The organism is Pseudomonas sp. P5_152, assembly GCF_033989915.1.
GTDB lineage: Bacteria > Pseudomonadota > Gammaproteobacteria > Pseudomonadales > Pseudomonadaceae > Aquipseudomonas.
Map to the genome: position 1 here is coordinate 870599 of NZ_JASFAH010000002.1, position 18398 is coordinate 888996.

The 18398-nt window shown below is 64.1% G+C and carries 15 protein-coding genes; 5 read left to right on the top strand and 10 right to left on the bottom strand.

The features are described from left to right. The first annotated feature begins 52 nt into the window (after nt 1–52). Together QMK50_RS03750 and QMK50_RS03755 are read left to right on the top strand one after the other, a co-directional pair. Nucleotides 53–1207, top strand: coding sequence for a sterol desaturase/SRPBCC family protein (locus QMK50_RS03750; protein ID WP_320332574.1), 1155 nt, complete (start codon nt 53–55; stop codon nt 1205–1207). Continuing rightward, a complete protein-coding gene (locus tag QMK50_RS03755; RefSeq protein WP_320332575.1) occupies nt 1207–2313 on the top strand; it encodes an SMP-30/gluconolactonase/LRE family protein in 1107 nt (368 codons plus the stop codon). Before QMK50_RS03750 ends, QMK50_RS03755 begins: the two co-directional genes overlap by 1 nt. A gap of 38 nt (nt 2314–2351) precedes the next feature. Here the strand turns inward: QMK50_RS03755 and QMK50_RS03760 are convergent, their stop codons facing one another. Both QMK50_RS03760 and QMK50_RS03765 read right to left on the bottom strand, forming a co-directional pair. After that, entirely contained in the window at nt 2352–2591 is a 240-nt protein-coding gene (locus QMK50_RS03760) for a DUF465 domain-containing protein (protein WP_095171767.1), read from the bottom strand. A 123-nt stretch (nt 2592–2714) separates the two neighbouring features. Beyond that, nucleotides 2715–4790: a PAS domain-containing sensor histidine kinase gene (locus QMK50_RS03765; RefSeq protein WP_320332576.1), complete on the bottom strand. Its 2076-nt coding sequence runs from the start codon at nt 4788–4790 to the stop codon at nt 2715–2717. A 334-nt stretch (nt 4791–5124) separates the two neighbouring features. On the opposite strand from QMK50_RS03765, the gene QMK50_RS03770 reads away from it, so the two are divergent. Beyond that, a complete protein-coding gene (locus tag QMK50_RS03770) occupies nt 5125–6075 on the top strand; it encodes an alpha/beta fold hydrolase (RefSeq protein ID WP_320332577.1) in 951 nt (316 codons plus the stop codon). 1 nt (nt 6076) lies between these two features. Here QMK50_RS03770 and QMK50_RS03775 read toward each other — a convergent pair whose 3' ends face one another. The 6 genes from QMK50_RS03775 to QMK50_RS03800 all read right to left on the bottom strand — a co-directional run bounded on the left by QMK50_RS03775 (nt 6077) and on the right by QMK50_RS03800 (nt 14815). Continuing rightward, on the bottom strand, nt 6077–9175 hold the full coding sequence (locus QMK50_RS03775; protein ID WP_320332578.1) for an error-prone DNA polymerase: 3099 nt from the start codon (nt 9173–9175) through the stop codon (nt 6077–6079). Continuing rightward, nucleotides 9151–10566 (bottom strand): Y-family DNA polymerase, encoded by a 1416-nt coding sequence (locus QMK50_RS03780; RefSeq protein ID WP_159996855.1) that lies wholly within the window; start codon nt 10564–10566, stop codon nt 9151–9153. Before QMK50_RS03780 ends, QMK50_RS03775 begins: the two co-directional genes overlap by 25 nt. Before the next feature lie 7 nt (nt 10567–10573). Then, nucleotides 10574–11191, bottom strand: a complete 618-nt coding sequence (gene imuA, locus QMK50_RS03785) for a translesion DNA synthesis-associated protein ImuA (protein ID WP_159996857.1) — start codon at nt 11189–11191, stop codon at nt 10574–10576. After that, nucleotides 11191–11808, bottom strand: a complete 618-nt coding sequence (lexA, locus tag QMK50_RS03790) for a transcriptional repressor LexA (RefSeq protein ID WP_320332579.1) — start codon at nt 11806–11808, stop codon at nt 11191–11193. The genes imuA and lexA overlap by 1 nt, the downstream gene beginning before the upstream one ends. Nucleotides 11809–12826: 1018 nt before the next feature. Then, complete coding sequence (locus tag QMK50_RS03795) at nt 12827–13714, bottom strand: Dyp-type peroxidase (RefSeq protein ID WP_159996859.1); 888 nt, start codon at nt 13712–13714, stop codon at nt 12827–12829. A 63-nt stretch (nt 13715–13777) separates the two neighbouring features. Beyond that, nucleotides 13778–14815 (bottom strand): AraC family transcriptional regulator, encoded by a 1038-nt coding sequence (locus QMK50_RS03800; RefSeq protein ID WP_320332580.1) that lies wholly within the window; start codon nt 14813–14815, stop codon nt 13778–13780. A gap of 259 nt (nt 14816–15074) precedes the next feature. Here QMK50_RS03800 and QMK50_RS03805 point away from each other — a divergent pair, with 259 nt between their 5' ends. Continuing rightward, entirely contained in the window at nt 15075–16025 is a 951-nt protein-coding gene (locus QMK50_RS03805) for a transporter (protein ID WP_159996863.1), read from the top strand. Nucleotides 16026–16034: 9 nt separating this feature from the next. Here QMK50_RS03805 and QMK50_RS03810 read toward each other — a convergent pair whose 3' ends face one another. Then, nucleotides 16035–16949, bottom strand: a complete 915-nt coding sequence (locus tag QMK50_RS03810) for a LysR family transcriptional regulator (RefSeq protein ID WP_095171976.1) — start codon at nt 16947–16949, stop codon at nt 16035–16037. Nucleotides 16950–17020: 71 nt separating this feature from the next. On the opposite strand from QMK50_RS03810, the gene QMK50_RS03815 reads away from it, so the two are divergent. Beyond that, a complete protein-coding gene (locus tag QMK50_RS03815; RefSeq protein ID WP_320332581.1) occupies nt 17021–18046 on the top strand; it encodes an AraC family transcriptional regulator ligand-binding domain-containing protein in 1026 nt (341 codons plus the stop codon). Nucleotides 18047–18061: 15 nt separating this feature from the next. Here QMK50_RS03815 and QMK50_RS03820 read toward each other — a convergent pair whose 3' ends face one another. Continuing rightward, a complete protein-coding gene (locus QMK50_RS03820) occupies nt 18062–18223 on the bottom strand; it encodes a hypothetical protein (RefSeq protein WP_174244586.1) in 162 nt (53 codons plus the stop codon). Nucleotides 18224–18398 lie beyond the last annotated feature (175 nt).

The window sequence follows — 18398 nt, forward strand, 5'->3', positions numbered from 1 at the left end:
AATTTGCCCGCGACTAATCTTCTGTCAATAACAACGACAACAGGTGATCAGGGTGAGGCAAACCACGCAGGCGTTTCGCAACCGATATCGCGCCGAGATCCACCGCTTCTACAATCCGTGGCTACACGCAGGGTTTGTGCTGGTGTTCGGGATCACGGCGATCAGCCTGTTCTGGGGCACGCTGGATCAGGTGGAGCCGCTCGAATGGCTGGCGGTGCCGCTGAGCCTGCTGCTGTTCAACCTGGTGGTCTATACCGTGCACCGGCACCTGGGCCATCACAAGCATGCCTTTGCCCGCCTGTTTTATGCCCGTCATGCCGGCGATCACCACAGTTTTTTCGCCCCCGGCCAAATGGCCTACGACACCGCGCGCGACTGGCGGGTGATTCTGTTTCCGGCCTGGCTGATCGTGGTGCATTGCCTGCTGGTCACCTTGCCCGCCTGGTGGTTGCTGGCGCAGTTCAATGGCAACGTTGCTGGACTGTTCGCCGGCTGCATGATCCTCGGCTACCTGACCTACGAAGTGTTTCATGCCTGCGAACACCTGCCGCCGAGCAATCCCCTCACCCGCCTGCCGTGGATCCGCCAGATGCGCCACCTGCATGAACTGCACCATCGGCGCGAGCTGATGCAGGCGCGCAACTTCAACATCGTGTTGCCACTGATGGACTACCTGTTTGGCACGCTGTACTGGGAAGACCACCCCAACCACGCCCACCTGCCTTGGAGCAGAACGCCCATGACCCGCCTGCAGCACCAGATCGACATTGCCCGCGAGCCGATTGCCGTGCTCGCCTACGCCAGCAGCGCCACCCGCTGGCCGGAGTGGCACCCCTCCTCGCTGCGGGTCGAGGGGCCGCAAGGACCGCTGCATGCCGGGGCACGTTTTGAAGAGGACATCCACGCCGGTGGTCGTGCCGGGCACCTGAGTTGGGAGGTCAACGAATACCTGCCGGGGCGCCGCTGGAGCGCCCGGGCCCAGGGCGATCATGGCTTGGAATTGCTGCTGACCTATGAATGCAGCAGCGAGGGCGACGGCAGCCGTTTTGTGCGTACCCTGGAGTACCGCTTCAGCGGTCTGTGGATGCGCCTGGCCAATCAATTGCTGCTCAAGCGGCGGATCGACCGCGAGTCAGCGGTGTCGCTGCTGGCCCTGCGCGACCGCGCGCTGGGCACGCTGGGCAAGCCCGCCGGAGCCGTCGCTTGATGAGCGGCGCGCGCCGGCGCGTCAGCCTCAGTGGTTTGCTGTTGGTAGTCGTGGTGCTGGTCGGGCTGTTCCTGCTGCTGGCGCCGACCCAGGTGCAACCCGTGGCTTGGACGCCGCCACCGGCCCCGTCCCTGGTCTCGGGGGTGTTTGCCGAAAACCAACGGCTCAGGGACGTGGAGCACGTCGGCTCGGCCAACCTCCCGGGGCCCGAAGCCCTGCTGCTGGAAGACGGCTTCCTGATCAGCGGCCTGCATGACGGCCGGGTGATCCGCAGCAGCCTGGACGGCAAGATCCTCAAGGTGCTGACCGACACCGGCGGCCGCCCCCTGGGCCTGGCCCGGCATCCGGATGGCCGGCTGATCATCGCCGACGCCATCAAGGGCCTGCTGGCCCTCGATACCCAAGGCCAGTTGATCGCCCTGAGCACCGAGGCCGGCGGCGTGCCCCTGGGCTTTACCGATGATGTGGTCATCGACCGGACCGGGCACTACGCCTATTTCAGCGATGCGTCCAGCCGGTGGGGCTACGGCCATGATGGCGAGGCGATCATCGAGCACGGGGGTGACGGGCGTCTGCTGCGCTATGACTTCCAGAGTGGCAAGACCGAGCAGTTGCTGGACCGCCTGGAGTTCGCCAATGGCGTGGCGCTGGGGCCCAATGACAGCTACGTGCTGGTCAACGAAACCGGTGCCTATCGCATCACCCGCTACTGGCTGAGCGGCCCCAAGGCACGCACCCGCGAAGTGTTCGTCGACAACCTGCCGGGCTTACCGGACAACCTCAGCTTCAACGGCCAGGAGCGTTTCTGGGTGGCGTTGTACGCACCGCGCAACAGCCTGCTCGATGGGTTGGCCGGGTATCCGTTCGTGCGCAAGATGATCGTCAGGGCGATGATGCTCCTGCCCAAGCCGGTAGAGCGCCGAGCGTTTGCCCTGGGGTTGGATCTGGACGGCAAGGTGATCAGTAACCTGCAGGATGCCAGCAGTGGCAACTACTCACCCATCACCACGGTCCGCGAGTATGGCGACTGGCTGTATTTCGGTTCGCTGAAGTCCAGTCATATGGTACGACTGCCTTTGGCCAAGGCGTTGTCAGCACTGCCTTGAGTAAATCACGGGGGCGACGCTGCGCCCCCGCCGAGTGGTCAAGCCTTGGAGGCACCGTTCAAGCTTTTGGAGATTTCGTCTTTGATCGTAAGGCGTTTGGCCTTGAGCTTCCTCACCTCGTCGTCGGCCTGGGCAGCGGCTTCCGCCTTCAGTACCTGGGTGTCGATATCCGAGTATTTATCCAGCAGCGCGTGCAGGTGGGGATCATTGGCACGCTTTTTCTGAATGTCTTCCTTTGAATAGCTCAAGTCCTGATACAGGTCATGTTTCACCGGCATGGAACACCTCCGTTTGTTGATCGGTGGCGAACACTTGTCCTGTGTTCACCAGTTATCAGCATGGCCTTGCCTGAGGGTCGCTGTCGACCGTCAATCGGACCAGCGGTGTCCGTTCGTCGCCCCTCACCCGCGGCCGCTCTCCCCCAGGACACTGCGGATCATGCTCAACAGCGCATCCGGACCATAGGGCTTGCTCAGCAAGTAGGTGTCGGGGCTAAGCTGATGATTGTCGGAAATGATGTCGCGGGTATGGCCCGAGGTGAACAGCACCGCCACTGCAGGCACCTGGACCTTGGCCCAGGCGGCCAGGTCGGAACTCTTGATCAGCCCGGGCATCACCACGTCGGTAAAAATCAGGTCCACCGTCGCCCCGTCCAGCAACAACTGCATGGCACTGTCGCCATTGCCCGCGAGCAACACCTGGTAGCCCGAGGCCTGGAGAAATTCGGCGGCGGTACCACGTACTTCCTCGTTGTCCTCCACCACCAGGATCGTCTCGTTGCCGCCTGTGCCTGGCACACTTCGCGATGGCATCTCACGGCTCTGGGCGCGTTCACTGCGAGGAAAATACATGTGCACGCACGTGCCGCCGCCGACCTCGCTGGTCATCTCGATATGCCCACCGCTCTGTTTGACGAAACCGAACACCATGCTCAGGCCCAGGCCGGTGCCCTGGCCGTCGGCCTTGGTGGTAAAGAACGGCTCGAACGCCTGCTTGAGGGTCGCCGCATCCATGCCCTCGCCGGGGTCGATCACCGACAGGCGCACATAGTCGCCAGCGCTGATGCCCTTGCCGACGCACACGAAGCGATCGAGCACGACGTTTTTGCCACTGATCACAATCGTGCCTTCGCCATGCATCGCGTCACGGGCATTGATCGCCAGGTTGAGCAAGGCGTTTTCCAGCTGGTTGCGGTCGACCGAAATGCACCAGGGGTCGTCGGGCAGTTGCACATCGATCTGAATGGTTTCGCCCAGCGCACGCTGCAGCAATTCCCCCAGGCGCTGGTAGATTTGCCGAGGGTTGTAGACCGCCGGCGACAAGGGCTGGCGGCGGGCAAAGGCGAGCAGTTGCGAGGACAGCATGGCACCGCGCTCGACGGCTGCCAGGGCGGCACCGACCCGGCGCTGCACGTTGGCGTTATCGGCTTCATGGCGGGCCAACAGGTGCAGGTTGCCGGCGATCACCTGCAACAGATTATTGAAGTCATGGGCAACGCCGCCGGTCAATCCACCAATGGCTTCGAGTTTCTGCGATTGGCGCAATTGCTCCTCAGCGGCCAGGCGCCCTTCCACCTCATCGGCGACCCGCTGCTCCAGGTTGCGGGTGAACTTGAGCAGGTTCTCTTCGGCAGTCTTGCGCTCGTGGATATCAATCAGCACCCCGGGAAAACGCAGGGGTTGAGCTTGTTCATCGAACTCGCAGCAACCACTGGCCAGCACCCAGCAATAGCTGTCATCCGCCCGCCGGATACGGTATTCAGCATTGAACGGGCCACCATTTTCCAGGGCTTGCTCCACCAGCTGATTAACCTCTGGCAAGTCATCGGGATGGATTCTGGTCGCGGCGAACTCGGGTGACATCAGCTCCAGCGACTGCTCGCACGGATAGGAAAAAGTCCGCGCAAACCGCTCATCCCCGGACAGCAGATTGGCCCGAATGTCCCAGACAAACGACCCCAGCAAGGCCCCGGCATTGAGCGCCAGGCGTACCCGTTCGTTGTCGGCACGATAGGCTGCTTCGGCCTGTTCGCGCAGGCGTTCAGAGGTCATGTGGGCGGTGGTTTCCACGACAATCGCGAGGACCCCGGCCGGCACGCCGTCATCATCGGCCACCGGGCTGTAGTAGAGGTCCATGAACACGGCTTCGGGCTGGCCGTTACGCAACAGCTCCAGCTCTTTGTTGCGGTATGAAAGGGTGCCACCAGCCAGGCAGGTGTCGACCACGTTACGGTTGAATTCGGCGACCTCCGGCCAACCCAGTTCCACAGGCGAGCCGAGCAGATAGGGATGACGCCCGCCGGCAAACACCGAATAGGCATCGTTGTAGATCATGTAGCCGGGGCGTCCCCAAAGCATCACCAGCGGCACCGGTGAGGCCAGCAGCAACTGCACCGAACTGCGCAGGCTGCGCGACCAGGTATCGTAGCTGCCCAGTTCGGTGACGCTCCAGTCGAACGCGCGAATGCGTTCGGCCATTTCGCCGCTCCACCCGCTACAACCATGACTCTGCGTTAGAAACTGCATCGATGGACTCTGTGCGCACAGCGCAAAGGTGGAACAACGGACCGACGCAGGTGGGCCCGCGCTCAAAGCTTGGAGCGCGGCCGGCGCTGATGGTTTCATTGTTGTCCAACTCGCGGCGCTTGTCAGCCCGCGATGTGCGGGCCGAGCTACGCCACGCTCAGCAGCAAGCGGAAACTTCAACTGGCAGTTTTTCCCGGTTGCCAGCATTGCCGCGACGCCGCACTCCTCTTCAAATCGATCCTGCAGGGCATGAGCCCACCCACCCCGCCTACAGGACTGTAATGACATGGACGTTGACCCGCGCTTCACCCGTCGCGATAAATCCCGCAACCGACTGCTGGCCCATTTGCTCAGCCTTGCGCTGGCCCTGCTGCCTTGCCTGGCCACGGCCCGTGCCGATGGTTTGCCGCCCCCAGGCACCGCCCTGCAGTCCCGTGCGATTCAGGTCGGTGACACGACCTGGGCCTATTACGAGGGCGAGAAAAACGGCCCGAGCCTGCTGCTCGTCCATGGGTTTGCTTCCGGCAAGGACGTTTGGGCCCGCCTCGCCGCAGACCTCGGCACAGACTTTCACCTGATCATTCCCGACCTTCCTGGCTGGGGTCAATCGACGCGCCTCCCGGGCCAGAACTATGACATTGAAGCCCAGGCGACGCGCCTTGATGGGTTTATCCAGGCGCTTGATCTCCAACAGCTCACCCTGGTCGGTCATTCCATGGGCGGCGCCATAACCGGAGTGCATGCCGTCGAGCGGCCACAGCGGGTAGCCCGACTGGCGCTGATCGGATCCTTGGGATTGAGCTTTGTCGAAAACGACTTCATCCGTGCCCTGAATGCCGGTGACAACCCGTTTATCTACGATGACCGTGCCGGTGTCGAACGCACCGCGCGCCTGGTCTACCTCGATCCACTGCCGATGTCCGACCAGCAGGTGGCAGACGCCATCAGTCTCAACCGCGCCCAGCGCGCCTTCATCGAATCGACCCTGGAGCAAATCCGCCCGCCTTCCCAATGGCGGGCATTGGACCCGCGCCTGGGCCGGCTCAACATACCGGTGCTCGGCGTCGGCTGCCGCGAGGATCGAGTGATCGATATCTCTGCCCTGCAGACCCTGGAAAACCGCCTGCCGCCCCATCAGGCCCGGCAGTTGGTGACCCTGGACGGCTGCAACCACTTACCCATGCTGGAACGTCCAGTGGAAACCGCGCGACTGTTGCGCAATTTCGCCAACGGCTGACTCAATGAAAATCCCGACTGTGCACGCTGATGCCATTCAGCAGCGGACTCAGGTCGCTCAGGCGGCCGGCGATCAGGTGGCGCACTTCGCCGACCTTTTCCCAGCGCCCGTCGACCTGGAGCAATTGCGCACCGACCAGGGCCTTGCGCTGGCGCTCGGCGAGGTCGCGCCAGACCACCACGTTGATGTTGCCAAACTCGTCTTCCAGGGTGACGAAGGTCACGCCACTGGCGGTGCCCGGACGCTGGCGGCCGGTGACCAGGCCGGCGACGCTGACGTTGCGCCCGTGTTCGACCTCCAGCAACTGCCGTGAGCTGCGGCAACGCCGGGCCCGCAACTGCTCGCGCAACAGTGCCAGCGGATGAGGGCCGAGCGTGGTGCCGACGCTGTGGTAGTCGGCGTGCAGGTCTTCACTGACGGTAGGGGCTGGCAGGCTCACCGGCGGTTCGTCCTGGCTCGGCAAGCCGGCGAACAGTCCCAGTTGTTGCTGCACCCCCGCCACCTCCCAACGCGCCCGGTGACGATTGCCGGCGAGCGGACGCAAGGCGCCGGCATCGGCCAGCAACGCATGGGCCCGGGCATCGAGCCCGGCGCGCTGGCCAAGGTCGGCCACATCGACGAAGGCCCGGCACAGGCGCGCCGCCTCGATACGCCGGGCGTCCTCCTCGCGAAACCCCTTGATCATGCGCAAGCCCAGGCGGATCGCCGGCTGCTGCTGGGCAATCGGTTCCAGGCTGCAATCCCAGGCACTGGCACTGATGTCCACCGGGCGGATCTGCAGTTGATGCCGGCGCGCGTCCTGGAGGATCTGGTCGGGACTGTAGAAACCCATCGGCCAGCTGTTGATCAAGGCACAGGCAAACGCCGCCGGCTCATGGCATTTGAGCCAGCAACTGGCGTAGGTCAGCAGGGCAAAACTGGCGGCGTGGGACTCGGGGAAACCGTAGCTGCCAAACCCCTTGATCTGCTCGAAGATCTGCGCGGCAAACGCCTCTGAATAGCCGTTTTTCAGCATGCCTTCGCGCAGGCGCACCTGGTGCGAGTCGAGGCCACCGTGACGTTTCCAGGCGGCCATGGCGCGGCGCAGTTGATCCGCCTCGCCGGGGCTGTAGTCGGCCGCCACGATGGCGATCTGCATGACCTGCTCCTGGAACAACGGCACCCCCAGGGTGCGCTTGAGCACCGCTTCGAGCGCCACGCTGGGATAGGTTTCTGGCTCCTCCTTGTTCCGCCGCCGCAGATAGGGGTGCACCATCCCGCCCTGGATCGGCCCGGGACGGACGATCGCCACTTCGATCACCAGGTCATAGAAGGTGCGAGGCTGCAGCCGGGGCAGCATCGACATCTGCGCCCGGGACTCGATCTGGAACACGCCGATGGTGTCGGCGCGGCAGATCATCTCGTAGGTCGGCGGGTCTTCGGCCGGGATATTCGCCAGGCTCAGGTCCAACCCGCGGTGGTAGCGCAGCAGGTCGAAACAGCGGCGAATGGCGCTGAGCATGCCCAGGGCCAGGATGTCGACCTTGAGCAAGCCGACCATGTCCAGGTCGTCCTTGTCCCACTGGATGATCGTGCGCTCGGCCATGGCCGCGTTTTCCACCGGCACCAGGCTGTCCAGCGGCTGCTCGGAAATCACGAAGCCACCCGGATGCTGGGACAGGTGCCGAGGGAAGCCGATCAGTTGCCGGGTCAGGCTCAACACCCGGCGCAGCAGCGGGGTGTCAGGGTCAAAGCCACTTTCACGCAAACGCGCAAGCCCCGGCGCGTCGTCACTCCAGTGGCCGCAGCAGTCGGCCAGGGCGTTGATCTGGTCGGGCGGTAAACCAAGGACCTTGGCCACATCGCGGATCGCCCCGGCCGCGTGGTAAGTGCTGACCACTGCCGTCAGCGCCGCCCGGCGCCGACCATAGCGCTGGAACACGTATTGCAGGACCTCCTCACGGCGCTCGTGCTCAAAATCGACGTCGATATCCGGCGGCTCGTTGCGCTCGCGGGACAGGAACCGCTCGAACAGCATGTTCATCCGGCTCGGATCGATTTCGGTAATGCCCAGGGCAAAACACACCGCCGAGTTGGCCGCCGAGCCTCGACCCTGGCACAGGATGCGCTGGCGCCGGGCGAAGCTGACGATGTCCTCGACGGTGAGGAAATAGCTCTCGTAGCCCAGCTCGGCAATCAGTTGCAGTTCCTTGTCGATCAGCGCCTGCACCTTGCTGTCCGGGCCTTGCGGCCAGCGCCGGGCCAGGCCCTGCGCGGTCAAGTGGCGCAGCCAGGAGGTCGGCGTCTGCCCTTCAGGCACCAGCTCACGAGGGTATTGATAGCGCAACTGAGTGAGATCGAAACGGCAGCGTTGGGCAATCTCCAGGGTTTCGTCGAGCAGCGCGCGCGGATACAGCTCACCCAGCGCCTCAAGACTGCGCAGATGCCGCTCGCCATTGGGGTGCAGGCGCTGCCCGGCGGCGGCCACCGGCACGTGCAGGGCAATCGCGGTCATGCAGTCCTGCAGCGCCCGGCGACCACGGGCATGCATGTGCACATCACCGCTGGCCACGGCACGGATCTGCAACTGTGCCGCCAGGGCCTGCAGATCGGCCAGGCGCTGGGCATCGTTCTGCCCGCAATGCAACTCCACCGCCAGCCACAACCGCGCGCCAAACAGCCCTTTTAACCAGGCGCCCTCGCCCGGCGCATCGTCCGGGTCCGGCAGCCACAAGACCAACAGCCCGGGCAGGGGCTCGGCAAAGTCTTCGCGCAGGACCCGGTACTGGCCTTTTTCCGCACGCCGCCGGGCCTGGGTGATCAGCCGGCACAGGGCCTGATAACCCTCGATGTTCTCCACCAGCAGCACCAGCTTCGGGCCGTTCTCGATGCGCATTTCACTGCCGATGATCAGCGGCAACCCCTGCACCCTGGCCGCTTGCCAGGCGCGAACGATGCCGGCCAGGGTGCATTCGTCGGTGATCGCCAGGGCCTGGTAGCCCTGGCGCCTGGCCCGTTCGAACAGTTCCCCGGCACTGGAGGCACCGCGCTGGAAACTGAAGTTCGACAGGCAGTGCAGCTCGGCATACCCGCCGCTCATGCAAACCAGCCCTGCAGCCACAGCGGCCCACCCTCGCCCACCCCGCGATAGGCCCAGCCCTGTTGCCCGGCACGAGTCTGGATCAGGTAATAGTCGCGGCGCACATCGGCGCCATCCCACCAGCCGGACTCGATGCGTTCCGGCCCCATGAGAATCCGTGCCGCGCCTTCCTGTACCGCCTGCGGCTCGGTCAGCAACCAGCCCGGGCGCTGCGCCCGCGACAGCAGCGTGGCAGGCTGGCTCTGGGCATGGGGTTGCCAGGCACACTCGGGGCGGTGGTCGGCCTGGAATCCCAGGCCCTGCACGGCATCGTCGCCCAGGCGGGCGCGCAGGCGCTCGCGCAACTGCTCCCAGGGCAAGGATTGCTGCGGGCGTTCGTCGAACAGCTCGCGGCGCTGCGGTACAAAGCTCGGCAAGTCCTGCGCCGACAGGCGAAACCCACGTACCGGAGCCTCGACCTGTACCTGTTCCAGGCGCCCCCGGGCCAGCTCGAACAGCATGCCCGGGTCGCGCTCGGCACTCAGCAGCCCGACCTTGATCAGGGTATCAGGCAGGCCGGCGTGCTCCAGGTACAGGTCGAACCGCTGCACGCCACTGTCACGACCACAGAGAAACGCCGCCAGGTCAGCGGTCAGCCGGCGCAACGGAAACAGCAGGGCCTGGTGCGATTGCACATCAAAATTCAGTTCGATGCGTACGTCGAAGCGGTCCGGCGGCAGGTAGAAGGCCAAGGCCAGCGGTCGGTCGCCCAGCAGGGTATCGAGGTGCTTGAGCACCGCTGCCTCAAACCGCCGGGCCAGGGTTTGCCGGGGCAGCGCCTGGACCTGGCCCAAGGTGCGCAGGCCCATGCGTGACAGGGCGTTGGCGACCGTCGGCGCCAGGCCGATGCGCTCGACCGGCATCTGCCCAAGCAACGGCCCCAGGGCCTGGGAGTCCGACACCGCCAGGCCGTCGTAGGCGTTGGCCAGGATCCGCGCGGCCAAGGGATTGGGCGCCGCCACCAGGCGATGGCGAAACCCCAGGGCCGTCAGCTCGGCACGCAAGCGGGCCTCGAACTGCGGCCAGGGCCCGAACAGCGCCAGGCTCGACTCGATTTCAAACAGTACGGTACGTGGGAAATGCACGCTGACCTGGGAACTGAAGCGGTAGGCCCAGGCCGCGAGAAACTGCTGCCAGTGTTCCACTCCCGCCTGGTCATAGTCGGCGCAGGCAAAAGCCTTGCTCAGGGCCTGGGCGGCCGTCATCGACTGCCCGGCCCGCAAGCCCAGGGCCCGCGCCGACTCATTCACCGCCTGCAACACCCGGCGTTGTGCCGGGCCGCTCAGCAGCGCCAGCGGCTCGTCGGGGTCGCTGCGCTGACGCAAGACCGCGTCCAGCGCCAGTTGCGGGAACAGGATACAGACCCAGCGCATAGCAACCTCAATGCCCCGGGGCGAAGGCAATGGGCGCCGTACGGGCCAGCCCGCCGCGGCACTTGAGCACCCGCAACTGGGCGGGCCGCGCATCGATAGCGATGCGCAGGGCTGCCGGCGAAGGGTTGATCGCGTCCTTGATCGAGCGATAAGCGAAGGCCAGGGTCTGGCCGGTTTCGGCAGCCACCTGCAAACGCCGCAAGGCACGGTCATCGGCCTGTTTCGGCCAGCACAGTACTGCGCCGCAACTGCCCGAGCGCAGGCATTGTTCCGCCGCCCACAGGGCCTCGCGGTCACTGGCCTGGATGACCGACAACTGGCGCAGGTCGATCCCGGCGTTCTGCCACGCCTGGGGATAGGGCACGCAGGGCGGCGCCACCAGCACCACCCGCTCACCGTCCGCGGTCAGCCGGGCCAGGGCCGGCCACACCAGCTGCAACTCACCGACGCCCTGCCCGGCAATCAATATCTCGCTGAGTGCCGCTTCCGGCCAACCGCCGCTGGGCAATGCCGCGTCCAGCGCAGCATGCCCGGTGGGTTGGCGGCTGACGTCGGCGGGCGCAGGCCGGCCTTTCCAGACCTGGCCGCGATGGAACAGGGTGTCCAGCGCAACGACGGCACCCATCAGCCTTGCCTCACCAGGCCGCAGAACACCCCTTCGATTGCCAGGTCCTGATCGGCGCTGACCACAATGGGGCTGTAGGCCGGGTTGCGCGGCAGCAAGCGCACGCTGTCCCCGGCCCGTTCAAAGCGCTTGATGGTGACTTCGCCTTCGAGCCGGGCGACCACAATCTGGCCGTTCTGCACCTCCGCACTACGGCGCACGCCCACCAGGTCGCCGTCGAGGATGCCATCGCCGATCATCGAGTCGCCCTGGACCCGCAGCAGGTAGTCCGGGGTCCGCAAGAACAGTGCCGGGTCCAGCCACAGCCGGCTGTGCACCTCGGCATCGACCCCCATCGGCGCACCAGCGGCTACCCGCCCGAGCACCGGGATGTCCAGCAACTCGGGGCGCCGCGGCTGGTTGAGCAGGCGAATGCCCCGGGCCTGATGCGGGTTGACCTCGATGAACCCGCCCTCGGTCAGCGCCAACACGTGCTTGCGCGCCACGCTGCGCGAGGCAAAACCAAAGGCCTCGCTGATTTCAGCGAGGCTCGGGGATTGGCCCTGTTGCGCGATACGGTCGCGGATAAAGGTCAGGATGGCGGCACGGCGAGGCGTTAAAGTATTCATGGAGTACATTTGTACTCCTCTCGAATATTTCTTACAAGAGCCATCTGCCGAGGGGTTACCCATAGCTACAGTGGTTTTGGGTTCTTGCAGGTGCGCCCGCCCAACTTGTGTAGGGACGAGCTTGCTCGCGATGGTGGTGTGTCAGGCGCTATCGATGTTGAATGGACTGGCCTCATCGCGGCATAGGTATCTACACAACTTTGTAGCGGCCTCTGGGGTGTTGGATTAGACCGAGTACATATCCATTTTTGCGGTAATGGCCACCTATGGTTCCGCTTTTACAGCGGCTCACTTTTGGAGGAGCCCAAAAGTAAGCAAAAGGCTCTTGCCCCACCACTCGGCACCTCGCTTGGGCTCGGTGTTCCCTCACTCCGGCTTGAATCCGTACCCACGGCTTCAAGCCTGCGTTCGGCCAGCGTGGTTAACGGGGCGCCCAGGATCAAAAGCCAGAGCCAGAGCCAGAGCCAGAGCCAGATCAAAAGATTGCTGACTTCGTCAGCGTCTTAGGAAGTAGAAGCCACACCGCGCATGCCCTAGCGATCAGGTCGGCTCTAAGGCCGCCTCGCTTTGTTTTTGATCCTGGGCGCCCCGTTAACCACGCTGGCCGTACTTCGATATTGATTTGGGGGTAAACCGGCAGGACGCCGGTTTAGCCGCACTGGGCCAGGGAGGGCCCATTGCGGCGGCCCCCCAAATCAATGTCGGAGTACGGGCATGCCGAGCCTAAGCGAGGCACCGAGTGGTGGGGTAAGAGCGTTTTGCTTACTTTTGCGCTGTTCAAAAGTGAGCCGCCGTCAGGCGGAACCATAGGAGGCCGTTACCGCAAGAATGGATATGTACTCGGTCTAATCCAACATCCTGGTCGCACCACAGCTGTGTAGATACCTATGCCTATCGCGGGCAAGCCCGCCCTTACCACTCAACAGGCCGAGCCCGCCTGCAGCTGCATGACCCGCCATAACCGCAGCACCGGATATACCCACAAACCCAGGATCAAAAGATCGCAGCTATCGACGGTGAATGCCCGTCAGCCGATATGCAGCGCACGCAGGTCGAGGCGGCCATCCTTGAGGGGTGGGCACCAGTAGTAACCACCGGTGATCGGCCGGCTCATGCGGTACAGGCCATCGGCGATCCCGTCTTCCAGGCCACTCATGCGGCGCAACTGGGCTTCGAAGGCATTGAATGAATGACCGAAGGCCAGGAACATCAGGCCGGCACGCTCGCCTTCGATCCACGGCATCGAGCGACGGACGATGAACGCCTCTGGGGTGAAGCTTTCCTGGGCGGTGCGTTTGACGTGGGCGGAAATCGGCGCGTCGTCGAGCTCTTCGTTATCGCTTTTACGCCGGCCCATGATGTTGTCCTGCTCATGGGACGCCAATGCATTGAAGCCGCTGAGGTCATGCTGCCACTGCTGGATCGCGGCAAAACTGCCACCCACCTGGCCATCCTCGCCCTCAGCCACCAGTGCGGCCGCCACGGCGGCATCATCGTGGGGGTTTTCGGTGCCGTCTTCGTAGCCGGTCAGGTCGTGGCCGGTCATGTGGCGGAAGGTTTCGTTCATCTGCACCAGGCGCAGGGCCGGGGCCAGCGCCGCCTCGATGGCGCGGCTGCGGTTGAGCAGTTCGCCGCGGTCTTCACCGTGCAGCCAGAGCCACAGCGCGTGCTGGGTCGACGGGTTGTCGACGCCCACGCCGATCATCGCCGGGAACGGCCGCAGCCCAGGCACCTTGGCCTCCAGGGCGTTGACCAGCGACTTGCCAAACCCAACCACCGCCGTCTTCCCGTCAACCCACTGCATCAGTTGGTCGAGCGCCGCCGGCAATGCCTCAACGGCCTGCAGCGCAAAAAACAGATGCCGCGCCTGAGGCGGGACGGGGGTGGCGAGGATACCCGGCTGGTAGTAACTCATGAGAACTCCTTTAGAAAGGCAGGAATTCTACCCGCCACGCGGGGGTTTGTGTGAGGGCAAGGGTTATTGTGCCTGCGCCTCACCTCGGTACGCACTCGGGCTCTGCCCGGTCCAGCGCTTGAAGGCACGCCGGAAACTGCGCACATCGCTGTAGCCGACTTCTTCGGTGATGCGCTCGATGGACATCTCGGGGTTGGCCAACAGGCTCATGGTGCGCGCCTGGCGTACTTGCTCCAGCAGGGCCTCGAAGGTCAGGGCATGTTCGGTCAGGCGACGGCGCAGGGTGCGGCCGCTCATGTTCAGGTCGCCAGCGATTTTCTCGATGTGGCTGCCCTGGGTCAGGTCGCGGGAGATGGCCCGCTCCACTGCTTGAATCAGGTCGAGCTTCTGGTGCACCTCGGCCCCTTCCAGCTCCAGCAGCTTGACCGCCTGGCGCAGCGCCAGGGAATGGTGGTTGGGCAGGCACACGTCGAGCCAGCGGGCTTCCAGCACCAGGCGGTTGTGCAGGCAGCCAAAGCGCACATCCGTGCCCAGCAGGCGGTGATATTCGGCCAGGTAATCGGGGGCTGCGTGGACGAACTCGACCCGCACACAGCTGAAATCGGCACCCACCAGCGCTCGGCCGTAGACCAGCAGGCTGGCAAAGAACTCTTCCACGGCGAACATCTGCACGTCGGCGAACGGCAGGCGACACTCGGCGTCGACAAACACCTGGGCGGCCACTTCGCGGACGCTGGAGACCACGATCCCGCCCGAGGTGTGCTGGTGGCGCATACCCAGCTCGAATGCGTCACGCAGGGTCTTGCACAGCGACAACACATGCCCCAGCAACCCCAGGGTGCCCAGCACGTTCTGGTTGCCCACCCACAGCCCGAGCCCCTGGTTGGGGATGACCTTGAGTGCGCGCTGGATCATCGCCACGGCCTGGCGGTAGGAAATACGTTGTGCCGGGTCTTGCAGGTCCTCGAGGGAAAACCCCAGGCCACGGCACAGGTTGTGGGGGTCGATGCCGTTGGCACTGGCCACTTCGGCCAGGGTCTGCAGCAGGAACGGTGACACCAGCGCCAGTTCGTAGTGGGGATCGATGACTTTGATGGGCATGGCGACTGGCTTCCGGTCAGGTTCAATTGTTATTTTTGTAACCGATTATGTCGCAGAACGTTAGCACGCCTGGCCGCCTGACCGCCAACCCGCAACCAACCTCGCCGGCCAGGCGCCATGGCAGGCCACAGGCTGGCCGCAGAAGTCCCCTCTGTGTCCGCCAATACCCTGCCCTGTCGGGCGCTGAGGGCTTATTTCTATGTTGCGGCCAGCATCAAGGCCGGCGATGCGCCCCCAGACAATAATAAGAGTTAAAAAAATGAATCCGACCCGTGTCTCCCCTCCCCTGCGCCTGGCGATAAGCCTGGCCCTGCTGTCGAGTGTGTGCCTGTCGGCACAGGCCACCGAATCCGGTGTCGACAACATCGGCCCGGGCACCGATGGCTTCTTCATGCTGCCATTGGACGTCAACAGCCTTCCGGACAACATGGTTGCGTTCAACCTCTACTACAACTTCTACAAGGCCAGGAAGCTCAATATCAGCTCCCTGGGTGGCAAGGTGCCGGGGGTCGAGATCACCTCCGAAGCAGTGATTCCGCGCCTGGACTACTTGACCCCGCTGCGAATCGCCGGTGGCCGCCTGGGTTTCTACGCAGCCCAGCCCTGGATCAAGCAGCGCGTGCAGGCCTTCGGCCTGGAGGATGACCGCGAAAGCATGGGCGACACCACCGTAGCCCCGATCATTTTGTGGGACATGGGGAAAAACCTGACCTTGGGTGCGGCGCTGGAGATCACCATTCCTACCGGCGAATACGACGCTACGCGACTGGCCAACACCAGCAACAACTTCTACACCTACAAACCGCTGTTTTCCTTCACCTGGTTGCCGACCGAGCGGACCGAGCTGTCACTCAAGACTACCTACAGCTTCAACGAAGAGAACCACGACACCGATTACCGCTCAGGGCAGATTTTCCACTTCGACTATTCCGCCAGCTACAAAGTGACCGACAACCTCAACCTCGGCCTCAACGGTTATTACCTCAAGCAGACCACCGACGATAAACAATACGGCAAGACCGTGCAGTTCAACGGCCAGGACGTCAACGACGGGGTGCGTGGCGAGGTGTTCGCCATTGGTCCGGCGATGTATCTGACCTTTCTCAAGTACGCGAGCGCCGAGTTGCGCTGGGCCAAGGAATTCGACGTGGAAAACCGTCCAGAAGGCCAGATGCTGTGGGCCAAGGTCACCATTCCCTACGCGTTCTGACAACGCGCCTCACGCCCGGCGTGCCACGGCCAGCGGAGCTCGAGGTGCGCCCAGGGCGTTGAGCAGGCAGTGCATCGCCTCCTCCCGGCTGCGCTCGAAGCGATATCGCGACTCGATGTACAGCGCCAATTGCAACGCTACCGGTTCGTCCAGGGGCAACGGCGCCTGCTGCATACCCAGGGCCGTGGCGACCCGGCTCGGCAGGCTCAGGCCGAACGGCTGGCGGTCGGCGATCAACTTCGCCGCCAGGGTGCTCTGGGTGCTTACGGCGATGTTGCGCCGCAGGCTTTTCAGGCCCAGGTGCAGATCCACCGGGCTCAGCCCGTCGCGCCGGCTGGAGACCTGGATCTGCGGTTGCGCCAGGTAAGCCTGCAGGGTGCGCGGCGGCTCTCGCAGCGCCTCGCCATAGGCGAACACATAGTGATCGACCGGCAGCACCTGCTTGTGCAAGCCGGCCAGGCCCGCCAGGGGTTGGTCGAGATCGATCAGGATGTCCAGTTTGCCCGCTGCCAGTTCCTGCAGGGCGTCCCGGCGTCGCGGCTGGAAATACCGCACCTGCCAATCGGCATGCGGGGCCTGGAGCAAGGCTTCGAGCAACACCGGCTGCAGGCAGTCCAGGCAACTGATGCGCAGCAGCGGATCGCTTTGCCGCGCGGCCGGGATCATCCGCAAGCCATCGCGCAGGCACTCCAGCGCGGCGCGCACGTAATCGGCCAGGCGGTGTGCCACCAGGGTCGGCGTCACCCCCAGGCGGCTCTTGATGAACAGCGGGTCGCCACACAGGTCACGCAGGCGGCGCAGCGCGTTGCTCATCGCCGGTTGCGACAGGCTCATGACTTCGGCAGCGCGGGTGACGCTGCGTTGCTGGTAGATGGCATCGAAGGCGAGCAGCAGGTTGAGGTCGAGCTGGCGTAAATCAAGCATGGTCTTGCTCCGGCAAATCGCTTAACGTCGGGCAGCCTAACCAGTGAACCGGAACATGCTGTGAGCCCTAAATGACAAAAAGCGATCAGCCGATAGCCAACGCGTTCTACGCCCCCAGCCTGCTGCCGGCCATCGAAGAACTGCTGGCCCGGGGAGTGGCGCGCGAACAGATCGAGGCCTTGTTTCGCCGTACGCTGTTTGAACTGCGCACCCCGTTTACGCGGATCCCGCTGTTTCTGTCCCGGCGCTTCTGGGCCTTTGCCCAGGCCACGACCGCCGACCCGCTGCTGGGGCTGGCGGCCGGGCGGCGCTTCGTGTCCACCTCGACCAACGGCCTGACCTACCTGTTTGATGTGGCCGCATCGCTGGACAGCGCCTGCGCGTACTTCGTGCGTTTCTTCCCGTTTTTCAACGGCCATTTCCAGGCCCGGGTGGTGCGCAGTGAAGACTCGGTGCAACTGCACTTACTGGACTGCGGCAGCCTGCGCGCCACCGCCGCGATGACTGACTACATCCTCATCAGCATCTGCAGCATGCTACGCCGCAAGGTGCTGGCGAGCGGGCTGGGGCAAGACCCGATCCTGGGGGTGGGCCTGGTGCACCCGGCTCCGGCCAGCCCCTCGGCTCACGAGCAGGCCTTCCGTGCTCCGGTGCAGTGGCGCCAGGCACACAACGTGATCCACCTCGAACCCCAGGTGTTCATGCAGGCGCTGACCCCGGGCAATCATCAACTGGAGGAGACACTGGTCGAACTGCTGGAGCAGACTCGGCGCAACAGCGAGCCGACCTTGCTCGAACTGGTCAGCGACCACCTGATCCGCGACTTGCCCGGCGCCCACTGGCAAGACTTCTGCACCTCCCAGCACCTGCTCGAACGCACCGCCGCCCGGCGCCTGAAAGCCCTGGGCTGGAGTTTTTCCGAGTTGCTGGACGAGTACCGCCGCTATCGCGCCGAAGACCTGCTGCAACACTCGCCGTTGGAGCTGGTGGAGATTTCCGACCAGCTCGGCTACAGCGATGTGCAAAGTTTCAACCGCGCCTGCCTGCGCTGGTTCGAATGCGCACCGGGGTCGTACCGATCACGCCACCAGGCATGACCGGTACGGGCAGGGTCAGGGTTTCAACGGCCATTCCTGGTCCAGGTCCGAGAGGCTTTTGCCGTCATCGGGGTGTTTCCAGGTCTGTGGTGGCGGGTTTTCTTCAGGGCTGGCTTCGTCCTGATCTTCTTCGTCGTCGTTATCGCGGTATTGATCGTGTTGTTTGTCAGCGGCCATGGCACTCTCCTCCTGAGATGGGTTTCAAATTTCAGGATAGAACAAAGCCACGGCTTCGCTATATTGAGGGCAACGCTGGCTTGCGCGTCTGTCGCGCCAGGCGAAAAGCAAAAAACCTGCGAAGCGTGAGCCGCGCAGGTTTTTTGTGAATCGCAGAAACAAAAAACCCCGGTCT

Bases quoted from the DNA above. Each gene is read 5' to 3' on its own strand.
- QMK50_RS03755 (WP_320332575.1), top strand. From the start codon at position 1,207: ATGAGCGGCGCGCGCCGGCGCGTCAGCCTCAGTGGTTTGCTGTTGGTA.
- QMK50_RS03760 (WP_095171767.1), bottom strand. From the start codon at position 2,591: ATGCCGGTGAAACATGACCTGTATCAGGACTTGAGCTATTCAAAGGAA.
- QMK50_RS03765 (WP_320332576.1), bottom strand. From the start codon at position 4,790: ATGGCCGAACGCATTCGCGCGTTCGACTGGAGCGTCACCGAACTGGGC.
- QMK50_RS03770 (WP_320332577.1), top strand. From the start codon at position 5,125: ATGGACGTTGACCCGCGCTTCACCCGTCGCGATAAATCCCGCAACCGA.
- QMK50_RS03780 (WP_159996855.1), bottom strand. From the start codon at position 10,566: ATGCGCTGGGTCTGTATCCTGTTCCCGCAACTGGCGCTGGACGCGGTC.
- imuA (WP_159996857.1), bottom strand. From the start codon at position 11,191: ATGGGTGCCGTCGTTGCGCTGGACACCCTGTTCCATCGCGGCCAGGTC.
- lexA (WP_320332579.1), bottom strand. From the start codon at position 11,808: ATGTACTCCATGAATACTTTAACGCCTCGCCGTGCCGCCATCCTGACC.
- QMK50_RS03795 (WP_159996859.1), bottom strand. From the start codon at position 13,714: ATGAGTTACTACCAGCCGGGTATCCTCGCCACCCCCGTCCCGCCTCAG.
- QMK50_RS03800 (WP_320332580.1), bottom strand. From the start codon at position 14,815: ATGCCCATCAAAGTCATCGATCCCCACTACGAACTGGCGCTGGTGTCA.
- QMK50_RS03805 (WP_159996863.1), top strand. From the start codon at position 15,075: ATGAATCCGACCCGTGTCTCCCCTCCCCTGCGCCTGGCGATAAGCCTG.
- QMK50_RS03810 (WP_095171976.1), bottom strand. From the start codon at position 16,949: ATGCTTGATTTACGCCAGCTCGACCTCAACCTGCTGCTCGCCTTCGAT.
- QMK50_RS03815 (WP_320332581.1), top strand. From the start codon at position 17,021: ATGACAAAAAGCGATCAGCCGATAGCCAACGCGTTCTACGCCCCCAGC.
- QMK50_RS03820 (WP_174244586.1), bottom strand. From the start codon at position 18,223: ATGGCCGCTGACAAACAACACGATCAATACCGCGATAACGACGACGAA.